Annotated in this window: 17 protein-coding genes; 13 read left to right on the forward strand and 4 right to left on the reverse strand. The window is 71.1% G+C overall.

Annotated features, from left to right (window positions below; genetic code table 11):
- Window positions 1–107 precede the first annotated feature (107 nt).
- The 8 genes from OO68_RS37930 (at window position 108) to OO68_RS37960 (ending at window position 7,008) form a co-directional block, all read left to right on the forward strand.
- A complete protein-coding gene (locus tag OO68_RS37930) occupies window positions 108–752 on the forward strand; it encodes an HAD family hydrolase (protein WP_033314059.1) in 645 nt (214 codons plus the stop codon).
- Window positions 753–840: 88 nt separating this feature from the next.
- Window positions 841–2,058 carry an MFS transporter gene (locus OO68_RS37935; protein ID WP_033313977.1) on the forward strand — a complete coding sequence of 406 codons (1,218 nt, stop codon included), beginning with the start codon at window positions 841–843 and terminating at the stop codon, window positions 2,056–2,058.
- Window positions 2,009–3,181, forward strand: coding sequence for an acetoin utilization protein AcuC (locus tag OO68_RS37940; protein ID WP_033313979.1), 1,173 nt, complete (start codon window positions 2,009–2,011; stop codon window positions 3,179–3,181). The genes OO68_RS37935 and OO68_RS37940 overlap by 50 nt, the downstream gene beginning before the upstream one ends.
- A gap of 84 nt (window positions 3,182–3,265) precedes the next feature.
- On the forward strand, window positions 3,266–4,081 hold the full coding sequence (locus OO68_RS37945) for a phosphatase (protein WP_033313980.1): 816 nt from the start codon (window positions 3,266–3,268) through the stop codon (window positions 4,079–4,081).
- A gap of 129 nt (window positions 4,082–4,210) precedes the next feature.
- Entirely contained in the window at window positions 4,211–4,423 is a 213-nt protein-coding gene (locus OO68_RS37950; protein WP_004984898.1) for a helix-turn-helix domain-containing protein, read from the forward strand.
- Between the two features lie 154 nt (window positions 4,424–4,577).
- Window positions 4,578–4,676: a 30S ribosomal protein bS22 gene (locus OO68_RS44870; RefSeq protein ID WP_003948845.1), complete on the forward strand. Its 99-nt coding sequence runs from the start codon at window positions 4,578–4,580 to the stop codon at window positions 4,674–4,676.
- 200 nt (window positions 4,677–4,876) lie between these two features.
- Window positions 4,877–5,938, forward strand: coding sequence for an NAD-dependent epimerase/dehydratase family protein (locus tag OO68_RS37955; RefSeq protein WP_033313981.1), 1,062 nt, complete (start codon window positions 4,877–4,879; stop codon window positions 5,936–5,938).
- A gap of 14 nt (window positions 5,939–5,952) precedes the next feature.
- Window positions 5,953–7,008 (forward strand): lysophospholipid acyltransferase family protein, encoded by a 1,056-nt coding sequence (locus OO68_RS37960; protein ID WP_033313982.1) that lies wholly within the window; start codon window positions 5,953–5,955, stop codon window positions 7,006–7,008.
- A gap of 58 nt (window positions 7,009–7,066) precedes the next feature.
- Here OO68_RS37960 and OO68_RS37965 read toward each other — a convergent pair whose 3' ends face one another.
- From OO68_RS37965 to OO68_RS37975, 3 genes are all read right to left on the reverse strand, one after another.
- Window positions 7,067–8,320, reverse strand: coding sequence for a DUF5667 domain-containing protein (locus tag OO68_RS37965; protein ID WP_033313983.1), 1,254 nt, complete (start codon window positions 8,318–8,320; stop codon window positions 7,067–7,069).
- 236 nt (window positions 8,321–8,556) lie between these two features.
- The gene (locus OO68_RS37970) at window positions 8,557–9,327 is read right to left on the reverse strand and encodes an ECF subfamily RNA polymerase sigma factor, BldN family (RefSeq protein ID WP_030840376.1); all 771 of its coding nucleotides are present in this window, start codon (window positions 9,325–9,327) and stop codon (window positions 8,557–8,559) included.
- Between the two features lie 349 nt (window positions 9,328–9,676).
- Window positions 9,677–10,594 carry an HAD family hydrolase gene (locus OO68_RS37975; protein ID WP_078625732.1) on the reverse strand — a complete coding sequence of 306 codons (918 nt, stop codon included), beginning with the start codon at window positions 10,592–10,594 and terminating at the stop codon, window positions 9,677–9,679.
- Window positions 10,595–10,756: 162 nt separating this feature from the next.
- On the opposite strand from OO68_RS37975, the gene OO68_RS37980 reads away from it, so the two are divergent.
- The 5 genes from OO68_RS37980 (at window position 10,757) to OO68_RS38000 (ending at window position 16,544) form a co-directional block, all read left to right on the forward strand.
- A complete protein-coding gene (locus tag OO68_RS37980; RefSeq protein WP_078625734.1) occupies window positions 10,757–11,035 on the forward strand; it encodes a glutaredoxin family protein in 279 nt (92 codons plus the stop codon).
- A 313-nt stretch (window positions 11,036–11,348) separates the two neighbouring features.
- A complete protein-coding gene (locus tag OO68_RS37985) occupies window positions 11,349–12,113 on the forward strand; it encodes a redox-sensing transcriptional repressor Rex (RefSeq protein ID WP_020275182.1) in 765 nt (254 codons plus the stop codon).
- Window positions 12,110–13,879 carry a glutamyl-tRNA reductase gene (locus OO68_RS37990; protein WP_033313986.1) on the forward strand — a complete coding sequence of 590 codons (1,770 nt, stop codon included), beginning with the start codon at window positions 12,110–12,112 and terminating at the stop codon, window positions 13,877–13,879. The genes OO68_RS37985 and OO68_RS37990 overlap by 4 nt, the downstream gene beginning before the upstream one ends.
- On the forward strand, window positions 13,876–14,841 hold the full coding sequence (hemC, locus tag OO68_RS37995) for a hydroxymethylbilane synthase (protein WP_033313987.1): 966 nt from the start codon (window positions 13,876–13,878) through the stop codon (window positions 14,839–14,841). The genes OO68_RS37990 and hemC overlap by 4 nt, the downstream gene beginning before the upstream one ends.
- Window positions 14,838–16,544, forward strand: a complete 1,707-nt coding sequence (locus OO68_RS38000; protein ID WP_033313988.1) for a bifunctional uroporphyrinogen-III C-methyltransferase/uroporphyrinogen-III synthase — start codon at window positions 14,838–14,840, stop codon at window positions 16,542–16,544. The genes hemC and OO68_RS38000 overlap by 4 nt, the downstream gene beginning before the upstream one ends.
- Before the next feature lie 20 nt (window positions 16,545–16,564).
- On the opposite strand, the gene OO68_RS38005 is transcribed toward OO68_RS38000, so the two are convergent.
- A complete protein-coding gene (locus tag OO68_RS38005; RefSeq protein ID WP_033313989.1) occupies window positions 16,565–17,953 on the reverse strand; it encodes an FAD-binding oxidoreductase in 1,389 nt (462 codons plus the stop codon).
- Window positions 17,954–18,110: the final 157 nt, after the last annotated feature.

The raw sequence follows: 18,110 nt of genomic DNA on the forward strand, positions 1-18,110 counted from the left end.
GGTACTGCAGGGGGGACCCTGTGGGAGAGTAGGACGCCGCCGAACAATTTTTGGGAAAACCCCCGCATCTTCGGATGCGGGGGTTTTCTGCGTTTAGGCTCAAAGCCATGCGCTATGACCTCGTGATCTTCGACAACGACGGTGTGCTCGTCGACAGTGAGCCCATCTCCAACCGGTTGCTCGCGGCATACCTCACCGAACTGGGGCACCCCACCTCGTACGAGGAGTCCATCCGGGACTACATGGGATCGGCGATGCACCGGATCCACGAGCTCGTCCTCCAGCGGACGGGGCAGCGGTTGCCGGAGAGCTTCGACGACGTCTTCCACGCGCGGGTGTTCGCGGCGTTCGAGCAGGAACTGGTGGCCGTGGCCGGGGCATCCGGAGTGCTGGAGAAGCTGGCCGCGGACGGGGTGCCGTACTGCGTGGCGTCCTCCGGGAGCCATGAGCGGATTCGGGTGGGGCATCGGACGACGGGGCTCGACCAGTGGTTCGACGAGGAGCGCATCTTCAGTTCGCAGGACGTCGGGCGCGGGAAGCCGGCCCCCGACCTCTTCCTGTACGCGGCCGAGCGGATGGGGGTCTCGCCGGAGCGGTGCGTCGTCGTCGAGGACAGTCCGCTGGGGGTGCAGGCGGCCGTCGCGGCCGGGATGGACGTCTACGGATTCACCGCCATGACGCCGGCGGAGAAGCTCGCCGGGGCCACCGGGCTCTTCTCCGACATGGGGGAGCTGGCCGACCTGCTGGTGTGAGCCGTTTCCGCAGGCCGACCGAAGCTGAATCAAATTCATCTTTGGCTGGATCTACCCACGAGTAAGCCGGGGCCCTACGCTCGCCGCCATGACTCATGTGCTGCGGCGCGGCAGGGGCTCGTTGGCGTTCAGCTTCCTGGTGCAGGGTGTCGCCTTCGCTCTGCTCGTGACGAGGATCCCGGCCATACAGGACCGGTACGGGGTCTCCGACGCGCTGCTGCCGGCGTTCCTGGCCGCCGTTCCGATCCTCGCCGGGGTCGGAAGCGTGACCACCGAGCGGCTGGTAAAGCGGGTGCGGCCGAGCCGGCTGCTGCGGTGGTCCCAGCCCGTGGTGCTGCTGTCGCTGCTCGGGGTGGGGGCCGGGGAGCGGATGGTGGAGCTCGGGGTCGCGCTGGCGGCGTTCGGGCTCGCCGTCGGGGTGCTGGACGCGTCGATGAACATGCTCGGGGTGAGTCTGCAGCGGTCGTACGGGCGCAGCATCATGCTCAGTTTCCACGCGGCCTACAGCCTGGGCGGGATCGTCGGGGCCTCGTTGGCGTGGGTGGGTGCGCACTGGCATCTGGCGTTGTGGGTGTCGTATCTCCCGGTCGTGCTGGTGCTGTTGCCGGCTGTGCTGGTGGGGAGCCGGTGGTACGTCGACGACCGGGATGCCGGACCCGTGGCGGAGGAGAAGGACGTGGAGGGCCAGGCGGTCGTCTTCAAGTGGCTGTTGCCGCTCTGCCTGGTGATGACGGTCGCGTACATCGGGGACTCGACCGTCTCCAACTGGAGTGCCAAGTACTTGCAGGACGTGCTCGGGAGCTCGGAGCAGATGGCGACGGTGCCGTACAACGTGTACATGGTCACCACGTTGCTGGGGCGGGCAATAGGGGACCTCGGGGTGCGGCGGTTCGGGGCGGTCGCGGTGGTGCGGGGCGGGGCGCTGGTGGCGGCGGGTGGGTTCGCCGTGGTGGCGGCCGCTCCGGGGGCGTGGGTCGGGATGCTGGGGTTCACGCTGCTGGGGCTGGGACTGTGCGTGCTGGTGCCGCAGACGTTCGCGGCGGCCGGGCGGCTGTTCCCGGGGGCCTCGGACGCGGCCGTCGCGCGGCTGAATGTCTTCAACTATGTGGGCTTTTTGATCGGTTCGCCGTTGGTCGGGGCGCTCGGGGATCTGTGGAGTTATCGCGGGGCCATGCTGGTGCCGATGGTGTTGGTGCTGGTGACGCTGGTGTACGCCCGGTCGTTCGCGCCTCAACCGGACCGATACGGTGGCGGGCATGAGCGGCCGCGCACAGCTGATGTGGGACGAGGCAGTAACGGGCTATGACTTCGGTCCGGGGCATCCGATGGACCCCGTCCGGCTCGCCCTGACCCGGAAACTGGTCGACGCCTTCGGGCTGGACCGTGAGGTGGACGTCGTCGCCGCGAAGGCGGCCGGGGAGTCGACGCTGCGGCTCGTCCACCGGCAGGACTACATCGGGGCGGTGAAGGCCGCGTCGGCGGATCCGGCGGCGGCGGACCAGTCGTACGGGCTGGGGACGGTGGACGATCCGGCGTTCGCCGGGATGCACGAGGTGTCGTCGCTGATCGCCGGGCAGTCGGTCGGGGCGGCGGAGGCGGTGTGGCGCGGTGAGGCGCTGCACGCGGTGAACTTCGCGGGCGGGCTGCACCACGCGATGCCGGGCGGTGCGTCCGGGTTCTGCATCTACAACGACGCGTCGCTGGCGATCGCGCGGCTGCTGGAGCTCGGGGCGGAGCGGGTCGCGTACGTCGACGTCGACGTGCATCACGGGGACGGGGTGCAGGCGGCGTTCTGGGAGGACCCGCGGGTGCTGACGATCTCGCTGCACGAGCATCCCCGGACGCTGTTCCCGCAGACCGGGTGGCCGGAGGAGACCGGGGCGGACTCCGCGCAGGGCTCGGCGGTGAACGTGGCGCTGCCGGCGGGGACGGGGGACGCCGGGTGGCTGCGGGCGTTCCACGCGGTCGTGCCGGAGCTGATCGCGGACTTCCGGCCGCAGGTGCTGGTGACGCAGCACGGGGCCGACACGCACTTCGAGGATCCGCTGGCGCACCTGGCGGTGTCGCTGGACGCGCAGCGGGCGGTGCAGGTGGCCTGTCACGACCTGGCGCACGAGTACGCCGACGGGCGGTGGGTGGCCCTGGGCGGGGGCGGTTACGCGGTGGTGGACGTGGTGCCGCGCTCGTGGACGCATCTGGTCGCGATCGCGGCCGGGCGGGCCGTGGAGCCCGAGGCGATGATCCCCGAGGGCTGGCGGCAGGAAGTGTTCGCGCGGACACGGCAGTTGGCCCCGGCGCGGATGACGGACGGACGCTGGCCGGTGGACTGGTCCGGCTGGGAGGCGGGGTACGACCCGGCGGACCGGCTCGACCAGGCGGTGCTGGCGGCCCGGCGGGCGGTGTTCCCGCTGCGGGGGCTGCTGGCGTGAGGGGGTGACGCCGGGCGTAGGCCGAGCGTGCGGTGTTCGCGGGTTTTCCGGACAGGTGGGGTTCCGGTCACGCACGATCTCCGTGTGCTGACCACCGAAGCCCTGCGTGCGCACCTGGTGGGCGCGCGGCTCGCCGGGACCGTGGCGACCTCGCGTGAGGACAGCCTGCGCCGTTACCGGCTCTTCGCCGCCCGGGACCCCCGGGTGCTGCTCGGTATCGACCCCGAAGGTGACTGGGGGCAGCGGGAGTTGATCGAGCTGATGGCGGACCGGTGTGGTGTTTCGGCCGATACCCGGCAGGTTTCCGGCCAGGACGTGATCGATCCGGAGCGGACCCTGGCCGCTCTGGACGCCTTCGCGGAACGCCTCGCCGAGGCCGCCCGGCGGAAGGCTCCCGTGCTCCTCGGCACCGGGCACCCGCACCGGCTGCTCGGTTTCTACGGCGCTCTGGCAGACGCGCTGTCGGCGGCGGGATGTGCCGTTCTCACCCCGGCGCAGGGTCGCCGTGTCGACATAACGACCCGGTTCGGCCTACGTACGTACAACCTCGACTACGTACGAGGAGTCGCGCTGGTGCGGACCCCCGGCACGGAACGCCCCGGTTGTGAGCCCGGCGCACATACGCACTCACCTCTCCCGGTTCGTACCGTACTGGCCGCTTGCGCGGAGGCCGGCGGGCCCCTTCCCGAGCTGGTGATCGGAGACCACGGGTGGGTCTGCGGGGCAGGTCAGCTGGGGTTCGAGGCCATCGGGCCGGCCGATACGGACGACCCGGCGCTGTTCGTGGGGGAGGCCGAGGGGTCCGTGTCCGTCGTCGTTCCACTTGATGACGGCGTGCGGTCCGATTACTACCTGCCGCTTACCCGCTACGTACTCAATCGGGCGTGTCTGTCACAGTAGGCCGCCGATGGGTGCACCTCTTCCCCACTCGCATCACTGGCCCCTACATTGGGGAGTGAGCACGCAGCGACGAAGAGTCACCGGAAGGGGAAGCCGGTGGCCGTCGAGTGCGGAAGGTTCAGGTGTGTCATGGCTGCAGCTGGCGAGAGGCCTCTGAACGAGGTTCAGTTCCTTACCGTGGCGGAAGTCGCCTCGGTGATGCGAGTGTCGAAGATGACCGTGTACCGGCTGGTGCACAGCGGTCATCTGCCCGCGATCCGTGTGGGGCGGTCCTTCCGCGTCCCGGAGCAAGCGGTTCACGAGTACCTCCGCGAGAGTTATGTGGGGGTGGAAACCGCCTGACGGCTGGGTCGGGGCGATCCCCACAGGGCACTTCGGATCTCCCCGGCCTCCTCGATTACGACCTCAGCGCTCGGACGGGTAGGCTGGCCCCTCGTAGGTCGTATGGGCCCATGGCGCCCAAACACCGAGTGATGAGAAGTGAGCGAGGGTAGTCGTGGGCTCTGTTATCAAGAAGCGGCGCAAGCGGATGGCGAAGAAGAAGCACCGCAAGCTGCTCAAGCGCACGCGCGTTCAGCGTCGCAACAAGAAGTAAGTTCGCGACGCGGACGCCGCGAGGGCGTTGCTGTGGCCCCCCACCACCGGTGGGGGGCCACACGCATATCCGTTCCGGCGTCCGGCGGTTCCGGTCACTTCGCGCATCGGGCGGTCATCACAGCGCGACAACAACCCGCTAAGTTGGCCCCACGGGGGAACGCGGCGGGGGCGAGAGGTTCTGGAAGGAAGGCGCTGATCTTGGGCAAGGTCGTGCTCGTGACCGGAGTGGCCCGCCAGCTGGGGGGCCGGTTCGTCAGGCGGATCCAGCGGGACCCCGAGGTGGAACGGGTCGTCGCCGTGGACGCGGTGCCCCCCGAGCACCATCTGGGCGGTGCCGACTTCATCCAGGCCGACATCCGGCAGCCCGGGATCGCGCGGGTGCTCGCCGAGACGGGCGCCGACACGATCGTCCACCTGGACGTGACGGGCACGCCGCTGGGCAGCGGCAACCGGGCCTCCCTGAAGGAGACCAACGTCATCGGCACCATGCAGCTGCTCGGTGCCTGCCAGAAGTCCCCGGCCGTGCAGCGGCTGGTGGTGAAGTCCAGTACGAACGTCTACGGCTCCGCGCCCCGCGATCCGGCCGTGTTCACCGAGACGACCCCGCCCAAGTCCCTGCCCAGCGGCGGCTTCGCCAAGGACACCGTCGAGGTCGAGGGCTACGTCCGCGGCTTCGCGCGCCGGCGGCCCGACGTGGCCGTGTGCGTGCTGCGGTTCGCCAACATCCTGGGCCCGACCGCGGACACCCCGCTCGCCTCGTACTTCGCGCTGCCGGTCCTGCCGACCGTGTTCGGCTACGACCCGCGGCTGCAGTTCGTGCACGAGGACGACGTGATCGAGGTGCTGCGGATCGGCTCGCACGAGCCCCGGCGCGGCACGCTCAACAGCGGCACCTTCAACATCGCCGGCGACGGTGTGCTGCTGCTCTCCCAGTGCTCCCGGCGCCTCGGGCGCCCCACCGTGCCCCTGCTGCTCCCGGCGGTCACCTGGGCGGGCTCGCTGGTGCGTACGCTGGGGATGACGGACTTCTCGCCCGAGCAGATCCGGCTGCTCACGCACGGCCGGGTGGTGGCCACGGGCCAGATGCGCGAGACGCTGGGATTCCAGCCCAAGTACACGACCGCGGAGACGTTCGCGGACTTCGCCCGCAGCCAGGGTCCCGGACTCCTTCCGCCACAGGCCCTTGCGGGGGCCGTCGACCGGATCGCCGACCTGCCCCTCGCGGGCGGCGGACACCTCCCGACGCAGAGCGCCAACTGAGGAGCGCATCAACGATGGCGGACGCCAAGGTCATTCCGTTCGACGACGACCGGTCCCGGGGGAGCGCCGCGCAGCGTCCCCAGCGGCGCCGGAGCGCCGGGAACCGCCGCCCGGACGCGGAGTCCGTGCCGGTACGTGAGGTGCAGCCCCTGCCCACCAGGGCTGTTCCGCAGGATGATGTTCCTGTGACTTCTGAGGAACAGCCGCCGGAGCCTTCCGGGGACGGCGGGAGCGGTCTTGAACGGCGGATCGCGGGCGGCCTGGCCTTCCTGCGCCGCCGCCTCACCGGGGACTACGAGGTCGACGACTTCGGCTACGACGAGGAACTCACCGACCAGGTCCTGATGTCCCTGCTGCGTCCGCTGTACGAGACGTACTTCCGGGTCGAGGTGAAGGGCGTCGAGAACATCCCGTCCGAGGGCGGGGCCTTGATCGTCGCCAACCATTCCGGCACGCTGCCGATGGACGGCTTGATGATGCAGGTCGCCGTGCACGACAATCATCCGGCCGGCCGGCATCTGCGCCTGCTCGCCGCCGACCTGGTGTTCATGTTGCCGGTGGTCAACGAGCTGGCCCGCAAGCTCGGTCACACCCTGGCGTGTGCGGAGGACGCGTCCCGGCTGCTGGAGCAGGGCGAACTGGTCGGGGTGATGCCGGAGGGCTTCAAGGGCCTCGGCAAGCCCTTCGCGGACCGCTACAAGCTGCAGCGCTTCGGCCGCGGCGGTTTCGTCTCGACGGCTCTGCGCGCGGGGACGCCGATCATCCCCTGCTCGATCGTCGGGGCCGAGGAGATCTACCCGATGATCGGCAACGCCAAGACGATCGCCCGGCTGCTCGGTTTCCCGTACTTCCCGATCACGCCGACGTTCCCGTGGCTCGGGCCGCTCGGGGCGATTCCGCTGCCGACCAAGTGGACGATCCAGTTCGGCGAGCCGATCCCCACGGACGGCTATCCGCCGGAGGCGGCCGAGGACCCGATGTTGATGTTCAACCTGACCGACCAGGTCAGGGAGCAGATCCAGCACACGCTCTACAAGTTGCTGGTGCAGCGGCGGTCGGTGTTCTTCTGACCTGCGCGATACGACGGTGGGGCGCCCCTTCATCTGAGGGGCGCCCCACCGTCGCCGTCTAGTCCGCGTCCTCGCTGTCGATGCCCAGGCCGGGCAGGAGTCCGGGCAGGAGCGGCGGGAGTGTCACGTCCGGCTCGGGGACGGGTGTGTTCTTGTCCGCCGACGGGGAGGTGCTCGCCTCGCTGTCCTTGGGCGGGTCGAGCAGGCCGCCCGTGTTACCGCCGAGCAGGCCGTCGCTGTCGCTGCCGGATCCGGCCGAGCGGCTGGGGCTGCCGCCGTTGCCGGTGCTGCCCTCGTCGCTGTGCCGGCTGCCGCTGCCGCTGTCGCTGGGCCGGGCCGAGCGGTCGGTGCCGGAGGAGCTGCTGGGGGCCGACTCGGTGGCGCCCTGCCGCTTGCCGTCGCCGCCGCCGGTGGACGGAGGCTCGGGCAGCAGGGACCGCAGCGGGGCGACGTCCTCGTCTATGGCGTCGAACACGGACGACACCTGCTCGCTGACGTCCCCGAGCTGGACGGGCAGTCGCTCGCGCAGTTCGCCCCAGGCCACGCGGTGGGAGCGGGAGAACGCGGACAGGGCCTGCATGGGGCCCAGGGAGTCCGGGTCGCGCTCGTACGCCTCGCTCAGCAGCCGGTGGCCCTCCGACGCGTCGTGCCGCATGCCGGACAGGGCGCGGCGGATCTCGCCGAGGGACTCGTGGTCCAACGGGCCGCTGCGGCCCCGCTCCATCAGGCGGCGGGCTTCGCTGAGCCGGGTCGAGGCGTGGTCGAGATAGACCCGGCCGCGTTCGTCCGCCCCGTCGGCGAGGCCGAGCTTGACGTCCTCGATGCCGCGCTTGAGGCCGTAGAGCGAGTCGCCGGGCAGGGCGTCCGAGCTGGCGGCGGAGACTCCGCCGAAGGCGCTCGCGGCCACCCCGACACTGAGTCCGCCCGCGGTGAGGCCCTTGGCGAGCCGGGAACGCGGGCGGAACTTCTTCAGCGAACCCGCGCGGTGCGCGCCGCGGGCCCGGGATCGCTGTTCGGGGACCGCGCTGTCCGTCGCCCCGCCGCCCGCGGTGCCCTCCTGGAGCATGGCCTCGAAGGCGGCCACCAGCTGGGCCCGCTGAACGACCTTGACCTCCGGGTCGAGCTCCGGCTTGGGCAACGCGCCGAGACCCGAGGCGAGCGCCAGATGGCGGGCCTGCTCACTCGGTTCCGCGACTGCCGGGGCCGGTGCCGATCCTTCGGGCTGCTCGGCCGCCGTGCCCTGCTCGGACTGCTCCTCCAGGGCCTGGGCGAAGGCGTTCGCCCGCCGGTGCGCCGATACGTTCGCGATCACTGGCGGCACCTCCTCTCGTCATGACGGTCGACTCCCCAGGGGGTCCTGAGGGTTGCACACCCCGACCACGACCACACGATCGAGTGATCGGAGTCGGCCAGGGGGTGACCACAGGGAGCCTGCATCCCGCACAACGAGCGGCGCGGCACTTGGGTTACGGACGCCGGATGATCGGATCCGGAAGTCAACGGACTTTCACGGACCGTAAGTTGGCTGTCGCTGTGTGTGCGGGGCGGTCAGCGGGCGTCTTCCGGGAGAAGCCGGGCGAGGGTGCGGACGGCCCGGTACTGGAGGGTCTTGATGGCGCCCTCGTTCTTGCCCATGACACGGGCGGTCTCGGCGACGGAGAGGCCCTGGAGGAAGCGGAGCGTCACGCACTCCTGCTGCTGGGGGTTGAGCCGCCGCACGGCGTCGAGCAGGGCGGCGTTGGAGAGGGACTCCAGGACGGAGTCCTCGGGGGAGCGCTCGACCTCGTTGGCGTCGAGCATCTCGCCGGTGGTGACCTCCAGCCGGAAGCGGCTGGACTTGAAGTGGTCCGCGACGAGGTTGCGGGCGATGGTCACGAGCCAGGCGCCGAAGTCGCGGCCCTGCCAGGTGAAGGTGCCGATGCGGCGCAGGGCACGCAGAAAGGTCTCGCTGGTGAGGTCCTCGGCGGTCGCCTTTCCTCCGACCCGGTAGTAGATGTACCGGTAGACGGTGTCGCTGTACTGGTCGTAGAGGCGGCCGAAGGCGTCGGACTCGCCGGCCTGGGCGCGCTCCACGAGGTCCATCATCCGGGCGCTGTCGCTGTCCGCCGCCGGGCGGCGGGCGGTGGCCGCCCCGGACGGGCGGCCTCGTCTGCCGACCGCGGCGCTGCCGTCGGCCAGTGCGTAGCACGGGCCGACGGGCGCGGCGGTGGCGAATGCGGGGACGGCGTACGCGGTGGGGACGAAGCCGCGCAACAGGTCTTGGACCGTTGCGCGCAGCGTAGCCAGGCCCGAGGCGTCAACCCCGACGTGTGGGTACACGGGACTCCCAGAGGCAGAGCTTCCATCACGTGCAGTGCGGGACCTTTCACCCGTCGTAGCGACGGAGGGGTACCGGTTTGCGTCTGAGGAGAATAACGCTTCGTGCAGGCACTGCTACACCGAGTTGCTCAAATCATCGGTTACGTCGCTTCCGTAACCCATTGACGCCGGATCAAGTGCCGAATCATGAACGGTTGTTGATCGGAAACGCTCGTATTGCAGCTGAGTCCAGGGTGTGTTGTGGCCGTGTGCAGCCAAGAGGACTGGACATGAGGTTGTGGGGGTACGCCAGTTGGATTTACGGCGATTGTCAGGCCGTAAACATCCGTGTCCCGGTTTGATCAGACGGTCAGCGGCGGCGGCGGTGCAGGGCGATGGCGGCCGCCGTGCCGCCGGCGACCGCGCCGACGCCCGCCGCGGCGGGGATGCCGACCTTGGCCGCCTTGCGGCCGGTGCGGTAGTCGCGCAGGCGCCAGTCCAGCTCGCGGGCGTGCTTGCGCAGCTTGCTGTCCGGGTTGATGGCGTAGGGGTGGCCGACCAGCGAGAGCATCGGGATGTCGTTGTGCGAGTCGCTGTAGGCGGCGCAGCGGCCGAGGTCCAGGCCCTCGGCGGCGGCCAGGGCACGGACCGCCTCGGCCTTCGCCGGGCCGTGCAGCGGTTCGCCGACGAGTTTGCCGGTGTAGACGCCGTCGACGGACTCGGCGACCGTGCCGAGGGCGCCGGTCAGGCCGAGGCGGCGGGCGATGACCGTGGCGATCTCGACGGGGGCGGCCGTCACCAGCCAGACCTTCTGGCCCGCGTCCAGATGGGCCTGGGCGAGGGCGCGCGTACCGGGCCAGATGCGCTCGGCCATGTACTCGTCGTAGATCTCCTCGCCGATCGACTGCAGTTCGGCGACGCGGTGGCCCTGGACGATCGACAGGGCCGACTCGCGGGCCTCCTGCATGTGCTCGGGGTCCTCGACGCCGGCGAGGCGGAACCACGCCTGCTGCCAGGCGAACTTGGCGAGGTCGCGCGTCTCGAAGAACTTCCGCTTGTACAGGCCCCGCCCGAAGTGGAAGATCGCCGCGCCCTGCATGACGGTGTTGTCCAGGTCGAAGAAGGCGGCGGCCTGGTCGTCGCCGTGCACCGGGAACTGCGGTTCCTCGGTCGTGCCGGCGGCTTCCTGCGTGGACTTGCGGGCTGCCTCCGCCGAGGCCTCGCCTGCCAAAACGCTCCGCGCCGTGGCGGAGCGCCTACGGGGAGTGAGCCATCCGAGAGCGGCCATGGCGTGAGCATAGCCAGTTTGTTCGGGGGTTCCGGAGTCAGAAGGTTGGAAGCCTGTGAACTCTCGGCAAGCGTGTCGTTAAAGACGCCGCACGGGGCGGACACGGCCGGGCGTGTCCCTGGCGCTTTCGTGAGGGTTCCGCTTGCCCCCGGGCGCGCGACAATGGCCGGCATGAGTCCCCTTTTCCGTCGCACGCCCCCTCGGGACCGGCTCGTCACCCTGATCCGCAAGCCCGGCTGTCATCTGTGTGATGACGCACAGGTCGTTGTGGAGAAGGTGTGCGGTGATCTCGGAGTCCCCTGGGAGCAGAAGGACATCACCGAGGATCGGGAACTGCACGACCAGTACTGGGAGCAGATCCCCGTCGTGCTGGTGGACGGCAGGCAGCACACGTTCTGGCGCGTGAACGAGGGTCGCCTGCGCAAGGCGCTGACCGAATGATCCCGCCCGGTGAGCGACTGACCGACCAGTCCAAAGAGGCCGCCGGGTCGCTTAGGATCGATGGTGACTTGGTCTCGGGGGCGGGATTCGCTGAGGAGAGTGTGCGGTTTTGCCCCCAGAAGACAAGGAGCGGTGGTGCATATGCGCCGGTTCCCCGGGCGTGCGCCGGGGGCGCGTGACCCCGGTCACGTTGGCCGGGCAAATCGGACACCATCTTTGTGCACGCGTTCACAAAGACATAGCCTGCATTCGACGGGGCGGTCATGTAGGGACGTATGACCGCCTACAGCCCCGCTCTACCCGCAGGAGCACCGTGGCAACTGGCCGAACTCACCGACCGGCGACCCGCAGCCGAGGGATTCCCGAGGCCACCGTCGCCCGGCTTCCGCTGTACCTCCGCGCTCTGACCGCGTTGTCGGAGCGCTCGGTTCCCACGGTCTCCTCCGAGGAGCTCGCGGCCGCGGCGGGGGTCAACTCCGCGAAGCTGCGCAAGGACTTCTCCTACCTCGGCTCCTACGGGACCAGGGGTGTCGGCTACGACGTCGAGTATCTCGTCTACCAGATCTCCCGCGAACTGGGGCTCACCCAGGACTGGCCGGTCGTGATCGTCGGTATCGGTAACCTCGGTGCCGCCCTCGCCAACTACGGCGGTTTCGCCTCCCGCGGGTTCCGCGTCGCCGCGCTGATCGACGCCGACCCGGCCATGGCCGGCAAGCCCGTCGCCGGCATCCCCGTGCAGCACTCCGACGACCTGGAGAAGATCATCCAGGACAACGGCGTGTCGATCGGTGTCATCGCCACCCCCGCCGGTGCCGCCCAGGCGGTCTGCGACCGGCTCGTGGCCGCCGGTGTCACCTCCATCCTGAACTTCGCGCCGACCGTGCTGTCCGTCCCGGACGGCGTCGACGTGCGCAAGGTCGACCTCTCCATCGAGCTGCAGATCCTCGCCTTCCACGAGCAGCGCAAGGCCGGCGAGGAGGCCGCCGCCTCCGACGGGGGCGTCCCGGCCGCCGCCGCCCGCAGCGACTCCGCCGACCAGGGACCCGACGGGGACATGCCCGCCGTGATGCCGGCATGAGCCTCCTCGTCGTCGGACTCAGCCACCGCAGCGCCCCGGTCAGCGTCCTGGAACGGGCCGCGCTGAACGCGGACGAGCAGGTCAAGCTGCTCCAGGACACGGTCGCCGCCGAACCGGCCACCGAGGCCGCGGTGCTCGCCACCTGCAACCGCATCGAGCTCTACGCCGACGTGGACAAGTTCCACGCCGGTGTCGCCGAGCTGTCCACGCTGCTCGCCCAGCACAGCGGCGTCGGCCTGGAGGAGCTCACTCCCTATCTCTACGTGCACTACGAGGACCGGGCCGTCCACCACCTCTTCTCGGTGGCCTGCGGACTGGACTCCATGGTCGTCGGCGAGGGGCAGATCCTCGGCCAGATCAAGGACTCCCTGGCCCGGGCGCAGGAGCTGCACTCCGCCGGCCGCCTCCTGAACGACCTGTTCCAGCAGGCCCTCAGGGTCGGCAAGCGCGCCCACTCCGAGACCGGCATCGACCGCGCCGGCCAGTCGCTGGTCACCTTCGGCCTGGAGCAGCTGTCCCGGGGCGGCGACGTCCAGCAGTGGGCCCGGGGCAAGAAGGCCCTGGTCATCGGGGCCGGTTCGATGTCCTCCCTGGCCGCGGCCACGCTCGCGCGGGCCGGGGTCGCCGAGATCGTCGTCGCCAACCGCACCTTCGACCGCGCCGAGCGGCTCGCGCAGATCCTCATGGACGGCGACGACACGGACGTGCTGGCCCGCGCGGTACCGATGGAGTCGGTGCCGGCCGAGCTGACACGTGCCGACGTCACCGTCTCCTGCACCGGCGCGACGGGCCTGGTCCTGACGGCCGAGTCGGTCGCCGGGGCCATAGAGGGCCGTACGCCCGTGCCGGCCGCCGGGTCCGGCGAGGACGGACCGGGGGCGCCGGGCGGTGAGTCCGGCCCAGCCGCAGGGACTGAGCGCGGCGGCGCGTCGGGCGCCGGCCTCGGCAGCGAGGACGGCTGCCCGCTCGAACTCTCGGCGGTGCAGGGCACCGCCGGATTCTCCGTGCTGGGCGAGGCGGCCGTGGCCGGGATGGCCGCCGCCGACCTCGAACAGCACGCGGCATGGGTGGACAACGGCACGGCGGGCGGCGACCGGCGTACGGCGGGCGGTACGACCCGGCCGGCACAGACAGGCACCCTCGACCCGGCCGCGGACACCGACGCCATCGCCGCGCTCGCCGCGACCGCCGCCACCGTCGGGCGGATCCCCGAGCGCCGCAAACCCGAGCCGGTCGAGGAGCCGCAGCGGCCCGAGCCCGTGCTCTTCCTGCTGGACCTGGCGATGCCGCGCGACATCGACGCGGCCGTGCACCGGCTGGCCGGGGTGCGGCTGGTGGACATCGAGTCGCTGGCGGAGGCCTCCGCGGGCGCTCCGATGGCTGCCGATGTGGACCAGGTACGGCGTATCGTCTCCGACGAGGTCGCGGCCTTCGGGGCAGCACTGCGGGCCGCGCACATCACACCGACCGTGGTCGCCCTGCGCACCATGGCCGCCGATGTCGTGGCCGGCGAGATCGCCCGGCTGGACGGACGGCTGCCCGGTCTCGACGACAAACACCGAGCGGAGATCACCCAGACCGTGCGGCGCGTGGTCGACAAACTGCTCCACGCGCCGACCGTGCGGGTCAAGCAACTCGCGGCCGAACCCGGCGGCGCCGGGTACGCGGACGCGCTGCGGACCCTGTTCGACCTCGACCCCGAGACGGTGGCCGCCGTCTCCCGGGCCGAGGACAGCACCACCGAGAAAGACCGAGGGCCGGCATGACTGATACGCGTGAGCCGCTGAGGCTCGGTACCAGGCGCAGCAGGCTCGCCATGGCCCAGTCCGGGCAGGTGGCGGAAGCCGTGAGCCGGGTGACCGGGCGGCCCGTCGAGCTCGTCGAGATCACCACGTACGGTGACGTCTCGCGCGAGGCGCTGGCCCAGATCGGCGGCACCGGCGTGTTCGTGACCGCCCTGCGCGACGCGCTCCTCAAGGGCGAGGTCGACTTCGCGGTGCACTCGCTGAAGGACCTGCCGACCACGCAGCCCGACGAGCTGGTCGTGGCCGCCGTGCCGGTGCGCGAGGACCCGCGGGACGTGATCGTCGCCCGGGACGCGCTGAAGTTCACCGACCTGCCCCCCGGTGCCCGCATCGGTACGGGTTCGCCGCGCCGCATGGCGCAGCTCAACGCGTACGCCCGCAGCCACGGCCTGGACATAACGACGGTCCCGATCCGCGGCAACGTCGACACCCGCATCGGGTTCGTGCGCAGCGGGGAGCTCGACGCCGTCGTGCTGGCCGCCGCCGGACTCAACCGGATCGGCCGCGGTGGCGAAGTGACCGACTTCCTGTCGGTCGACACGGTTTTGCCCGCCCCCGGCCAGGGGGCCCTGGCGATCGAGTGCACCGCGGGCAACGCGGACCTCATCGCCGCGCTCGCCGAACTCGACGACCCGTTCACGCGGATCGCCGTGACGGCCGAGCGATCACTGCTCGCCGCCCTGGAAGCCGGTTGCAGTGCCCCTGTGGGCGCGCTGGCCGACCTCGTGGCCGACGGGCAGATTGTCAAGGAAATGCGCCTGCGCGGCGTCGTCGGGACCACCGACGGCACGCGCATGGTGCAGCTGTCCACCACCGGTCCCGTGCCCGAGACGCACGACGGGGCAATGGCGCTCGGTCGCGAACTCGCGGCCGAGATGCTCGCCCAGGGCGCGGCCGGTCTGATGGGGGAGCGAGCACAGTGAGCCCCACCGCCCTTTCCGCCGGTCCTGAACACGGGCACGTCACCTTCCTGGGTGCCGGACCCGGAGATCCGGGACTACTGACTCTGCGCGCCGTGGAGGCGCTGGCGCACGCGGACGTCCTCGTCGCCGAGCACGAGGTGCTCGACGTCGTACGTCAGCACGCCAGGCAGGGCGTGTCCGAAGTGCACACGGATCCGGATCCTTCCCAGGATCCTGCTCCGGGCACAGGAGCGCCCCAGCTGACGGTAGTTGACGGCACGTCAACCACCGCGGCCGTCCCCGTGGTGCGGGATGCCGCACATCTTGTCATGGAGGCCGCGCGGGGCGGCAGGCGGGTCGTGCGTGCGGTGTCCGGGGACCCGGGCCTCGACACGTACGCCGCCGAGGAGATGCTGGCGTGCGCCGCCGCCGGGGTGCCCTTCGAGGTCGTCCCCGGCATCGCGAGCGCCGTCGGAGTGCCCGCGTATGCCGGTGTGCCGCTGCGGGACGCGCAGGGCGCGGACGTGCGGTTCGTGGACGCGCGGACGGCGTCGGACCGGTGCTGGACGGAGGTCGGGGCGTCGGACGGCACGGTCGTCGTGTCCACGACGCTGGACTCCGTCGCCGCGGCGGCCGGCGAGCTCGTCTCCGCCGGACGCAAGCCGGACACCCCGCTGACGGTCACCGTCGCCGGTACGACCACCCGGCAGCGCACCTGGTCCGCCACGCTCGGCACGATCGCGCAGACGCTGAAGCAGGCCAAGGTGCTGCCCTCGCCCGACGGCGGCCGGCCGGTGATAGCCGTGGTCGGTGAGCGTTCCGCCGCCGCCCAGCGCGACCAGCTCGCGTGGTTCGAGTCCAAGCCGCTGTTCGGCTGGAAGGTGCTCGTGCCGCGGACGAAGGAGCAGGCGGCGTCGCTCTCCGACCAGCTGCGGTCGTACGGGGCCGTGCCGCACGAGGTGCCGACGATCGCCGTCGAGCCGCCGCGCACGCCCCAGCAGATGGAGCGCGCGGTCAAGGGGCTCGTCACGGGCCGCTACGAGTGGATCGCCTTCACCTCGGTGAACGCGGTCAAGGCCGTGCGGGAGAAGTTCGAGGAGTACGGACTCGACGCGCGTGCCTTCGCGGGCATCAAGGTCGCGGCCGTCGGAGAGCAGACGGCGAAGGCGCTGATCGCGTTCGGCGTGAAGCCGGACCTGGTGCCGAGCGGTGAGCAGTCGGCCGCCGGTCTGCTGGAGGACTGGCCGCCCTACGACCCGGTCTTCGACCCGATCGACAGAGTGTTCCTGCCGCGCGCCGACATCGCCACGGAGACGCTGGTGGCCGGGCTGATCGAGCTCGGCTGGGAGGTCGACGACGTCACGGCCTACCGGACCGTGCGGGCCTCGCCGCCGCCGGCGGAGACCCGTGAGGCGATCAAGGGCGGTGGGTTCGACGCCGTTCTCTTCACCTCGTCCTCGACCGTGCGGAACCTGGTCGGCATCGCCGGCAAGCCGCACAACGTCACGGTGATCGCCTGTATCGGCCCGGCCACGGCGAAGACCGCCGAGGAGCACGGGCTCCGGGTGGACGTCATGGCTCCGGAGCCGTCCGTCCACAAGCTGGCGGAAGCCCTGGCCGACTTCGGCGCGAAGCGCCGGGTGGCGGCGGTGGAGGCCGGCGACCCGGTGACCCGGCCGAGCGAGCGGCGGCCGGGGGCGCGGCGGAGGCGTTCGACGACGTGACCGACCCTGACCGGCTGCGGCTACGCGGGTGTCACCGCGTGGCCGTAGCGCAGGAGGTTGTCCGGGTCGTACGTGGCCTTGTCGTGGCGTAGGCGGGCGTAGACCTCCGGGGTCCAGGCGCGGGCGCGGTCCTGTTCGTCGCCCGGCGTGCCGTGGATGTTGACCATGGTGCGGCCCGTCCCGTACGGGGCCATGGCCGTGTAGAGGCGGCGTGTCGCCTGTTCGACGGCCTCGGCCACGGGTGGGGCGGGCATGATCCCGACCGACTCCATGAAGTAGCGGGCGTCGCGGGCGCACACGGCGTCCTCGACGGCGGACGGGCGGGACAGCGCGCCGCCCATGTGCCGCAGCGAGGCTACGAGCAGGGGGTACTCGGCGCCGGCTCCGGGGCCGACCTGCTCCAGGAACGTGGTGACCGCGTCGGAGGGCAGGTCGCGCAGGAGCATGCAGCACTCCCGTGCCGGGAGCGGGTCCTGGGGTTCCATGTGGATGCGGTCCAGGGCCGTGTAGTCCATCTCCTCGACCAGGTCGACGGCCACGGGGGCGGCTGCCCTCAGCGGTGCGATCAGGGCCTCGCCCTCGGCCGGGTCGCCGGGCCAGGCGATCGCGACCCGGGCCCAGAAGCCGCCGCGCAGGGGCTCCGGGATCTGGGGGATGGGCGGCAGGCGCAGGACCGAGAACATGCTGCACATCTCGTCCGGGACGGTGTGTGTCCACTCCGTCCAGGTGCGCAGCAGGGTCTCCGTGTGTTCGGCGTGGCAGTGGATGCCGCCGCCGTAGACCCGGGACAGGGGCAGCAGTTCGGTGACGAGCGAGGTGACGACGCCTACGTTGCCCTTGCCGCCGCGCAGCGCCCAGAACAGTTCCGGTTCGTGCCGGGGGTCCGACTCGCGCAGGTGCCCGTCCGGGGTGACGACCTGGAAGGAGCGGACCAGGTCGGCGGCGTAGCCGTAGGCCCGGCCGAGGACCGGGAGTCCGCCGCCGAGGGTGTAGCCGATGACGCCCGCGTCGGTGGAGGTGCCGCAGAGTCCCGCCAGGCCGTAGGGGGCGGCCGCGGCCATGACGTGGCTCCACTTCGCGCCGGCGGCGATGGTGGCCGTGCGGGTGGCGGGGTCGACGTGGACGTCCGTCATGCGGGACGTGTTGATCAGCAGGCCGTGTTCGATCGGGAAGTTGGCGCCGTGGCCGGTGGCCTGGACGGCTACGGGGGTGCGGGTGGCGTGCGCCCAGCGCATCGCGGTGACGATGTCGTCGGGGCCGTTGGCGCCTATGGCCACGTCGGGGGTGTGCAGGGAGGCCAGGTTGAAGCCGGTGACTTCGTCGGCGTAGGCGCGTTCGCCGGGGCGGACGACCGGGCCGTTGATCTCCGAGAGGGCGAAGAGGTCGGGCATGTGGTGGGGGGCGGTCATGGCGTCCTCCGCGGGGGCGGGTACGGAGGGACGGCGGCGGTGGGTGTGGCCGGCCGTCGGGGTTCTTGTCCTGCTGTTTCAGGATGGACCTGGGGGGTGTCGGGCGCATCGCGGGGCTGTGGGCTATCAGGTGCTCGGGGTGGGGGCTGGGGGCGGG

This window comes from Streptomyces iakyrus, from assembly GCF_000717055.1.
Classification (GTDB): domain Bacteria; phylum Actinomycetota; class Actinomycetes; order Streptomycetales; family Streptomycetaceae; genus Streptomyces; species Streptomyces iakyrus.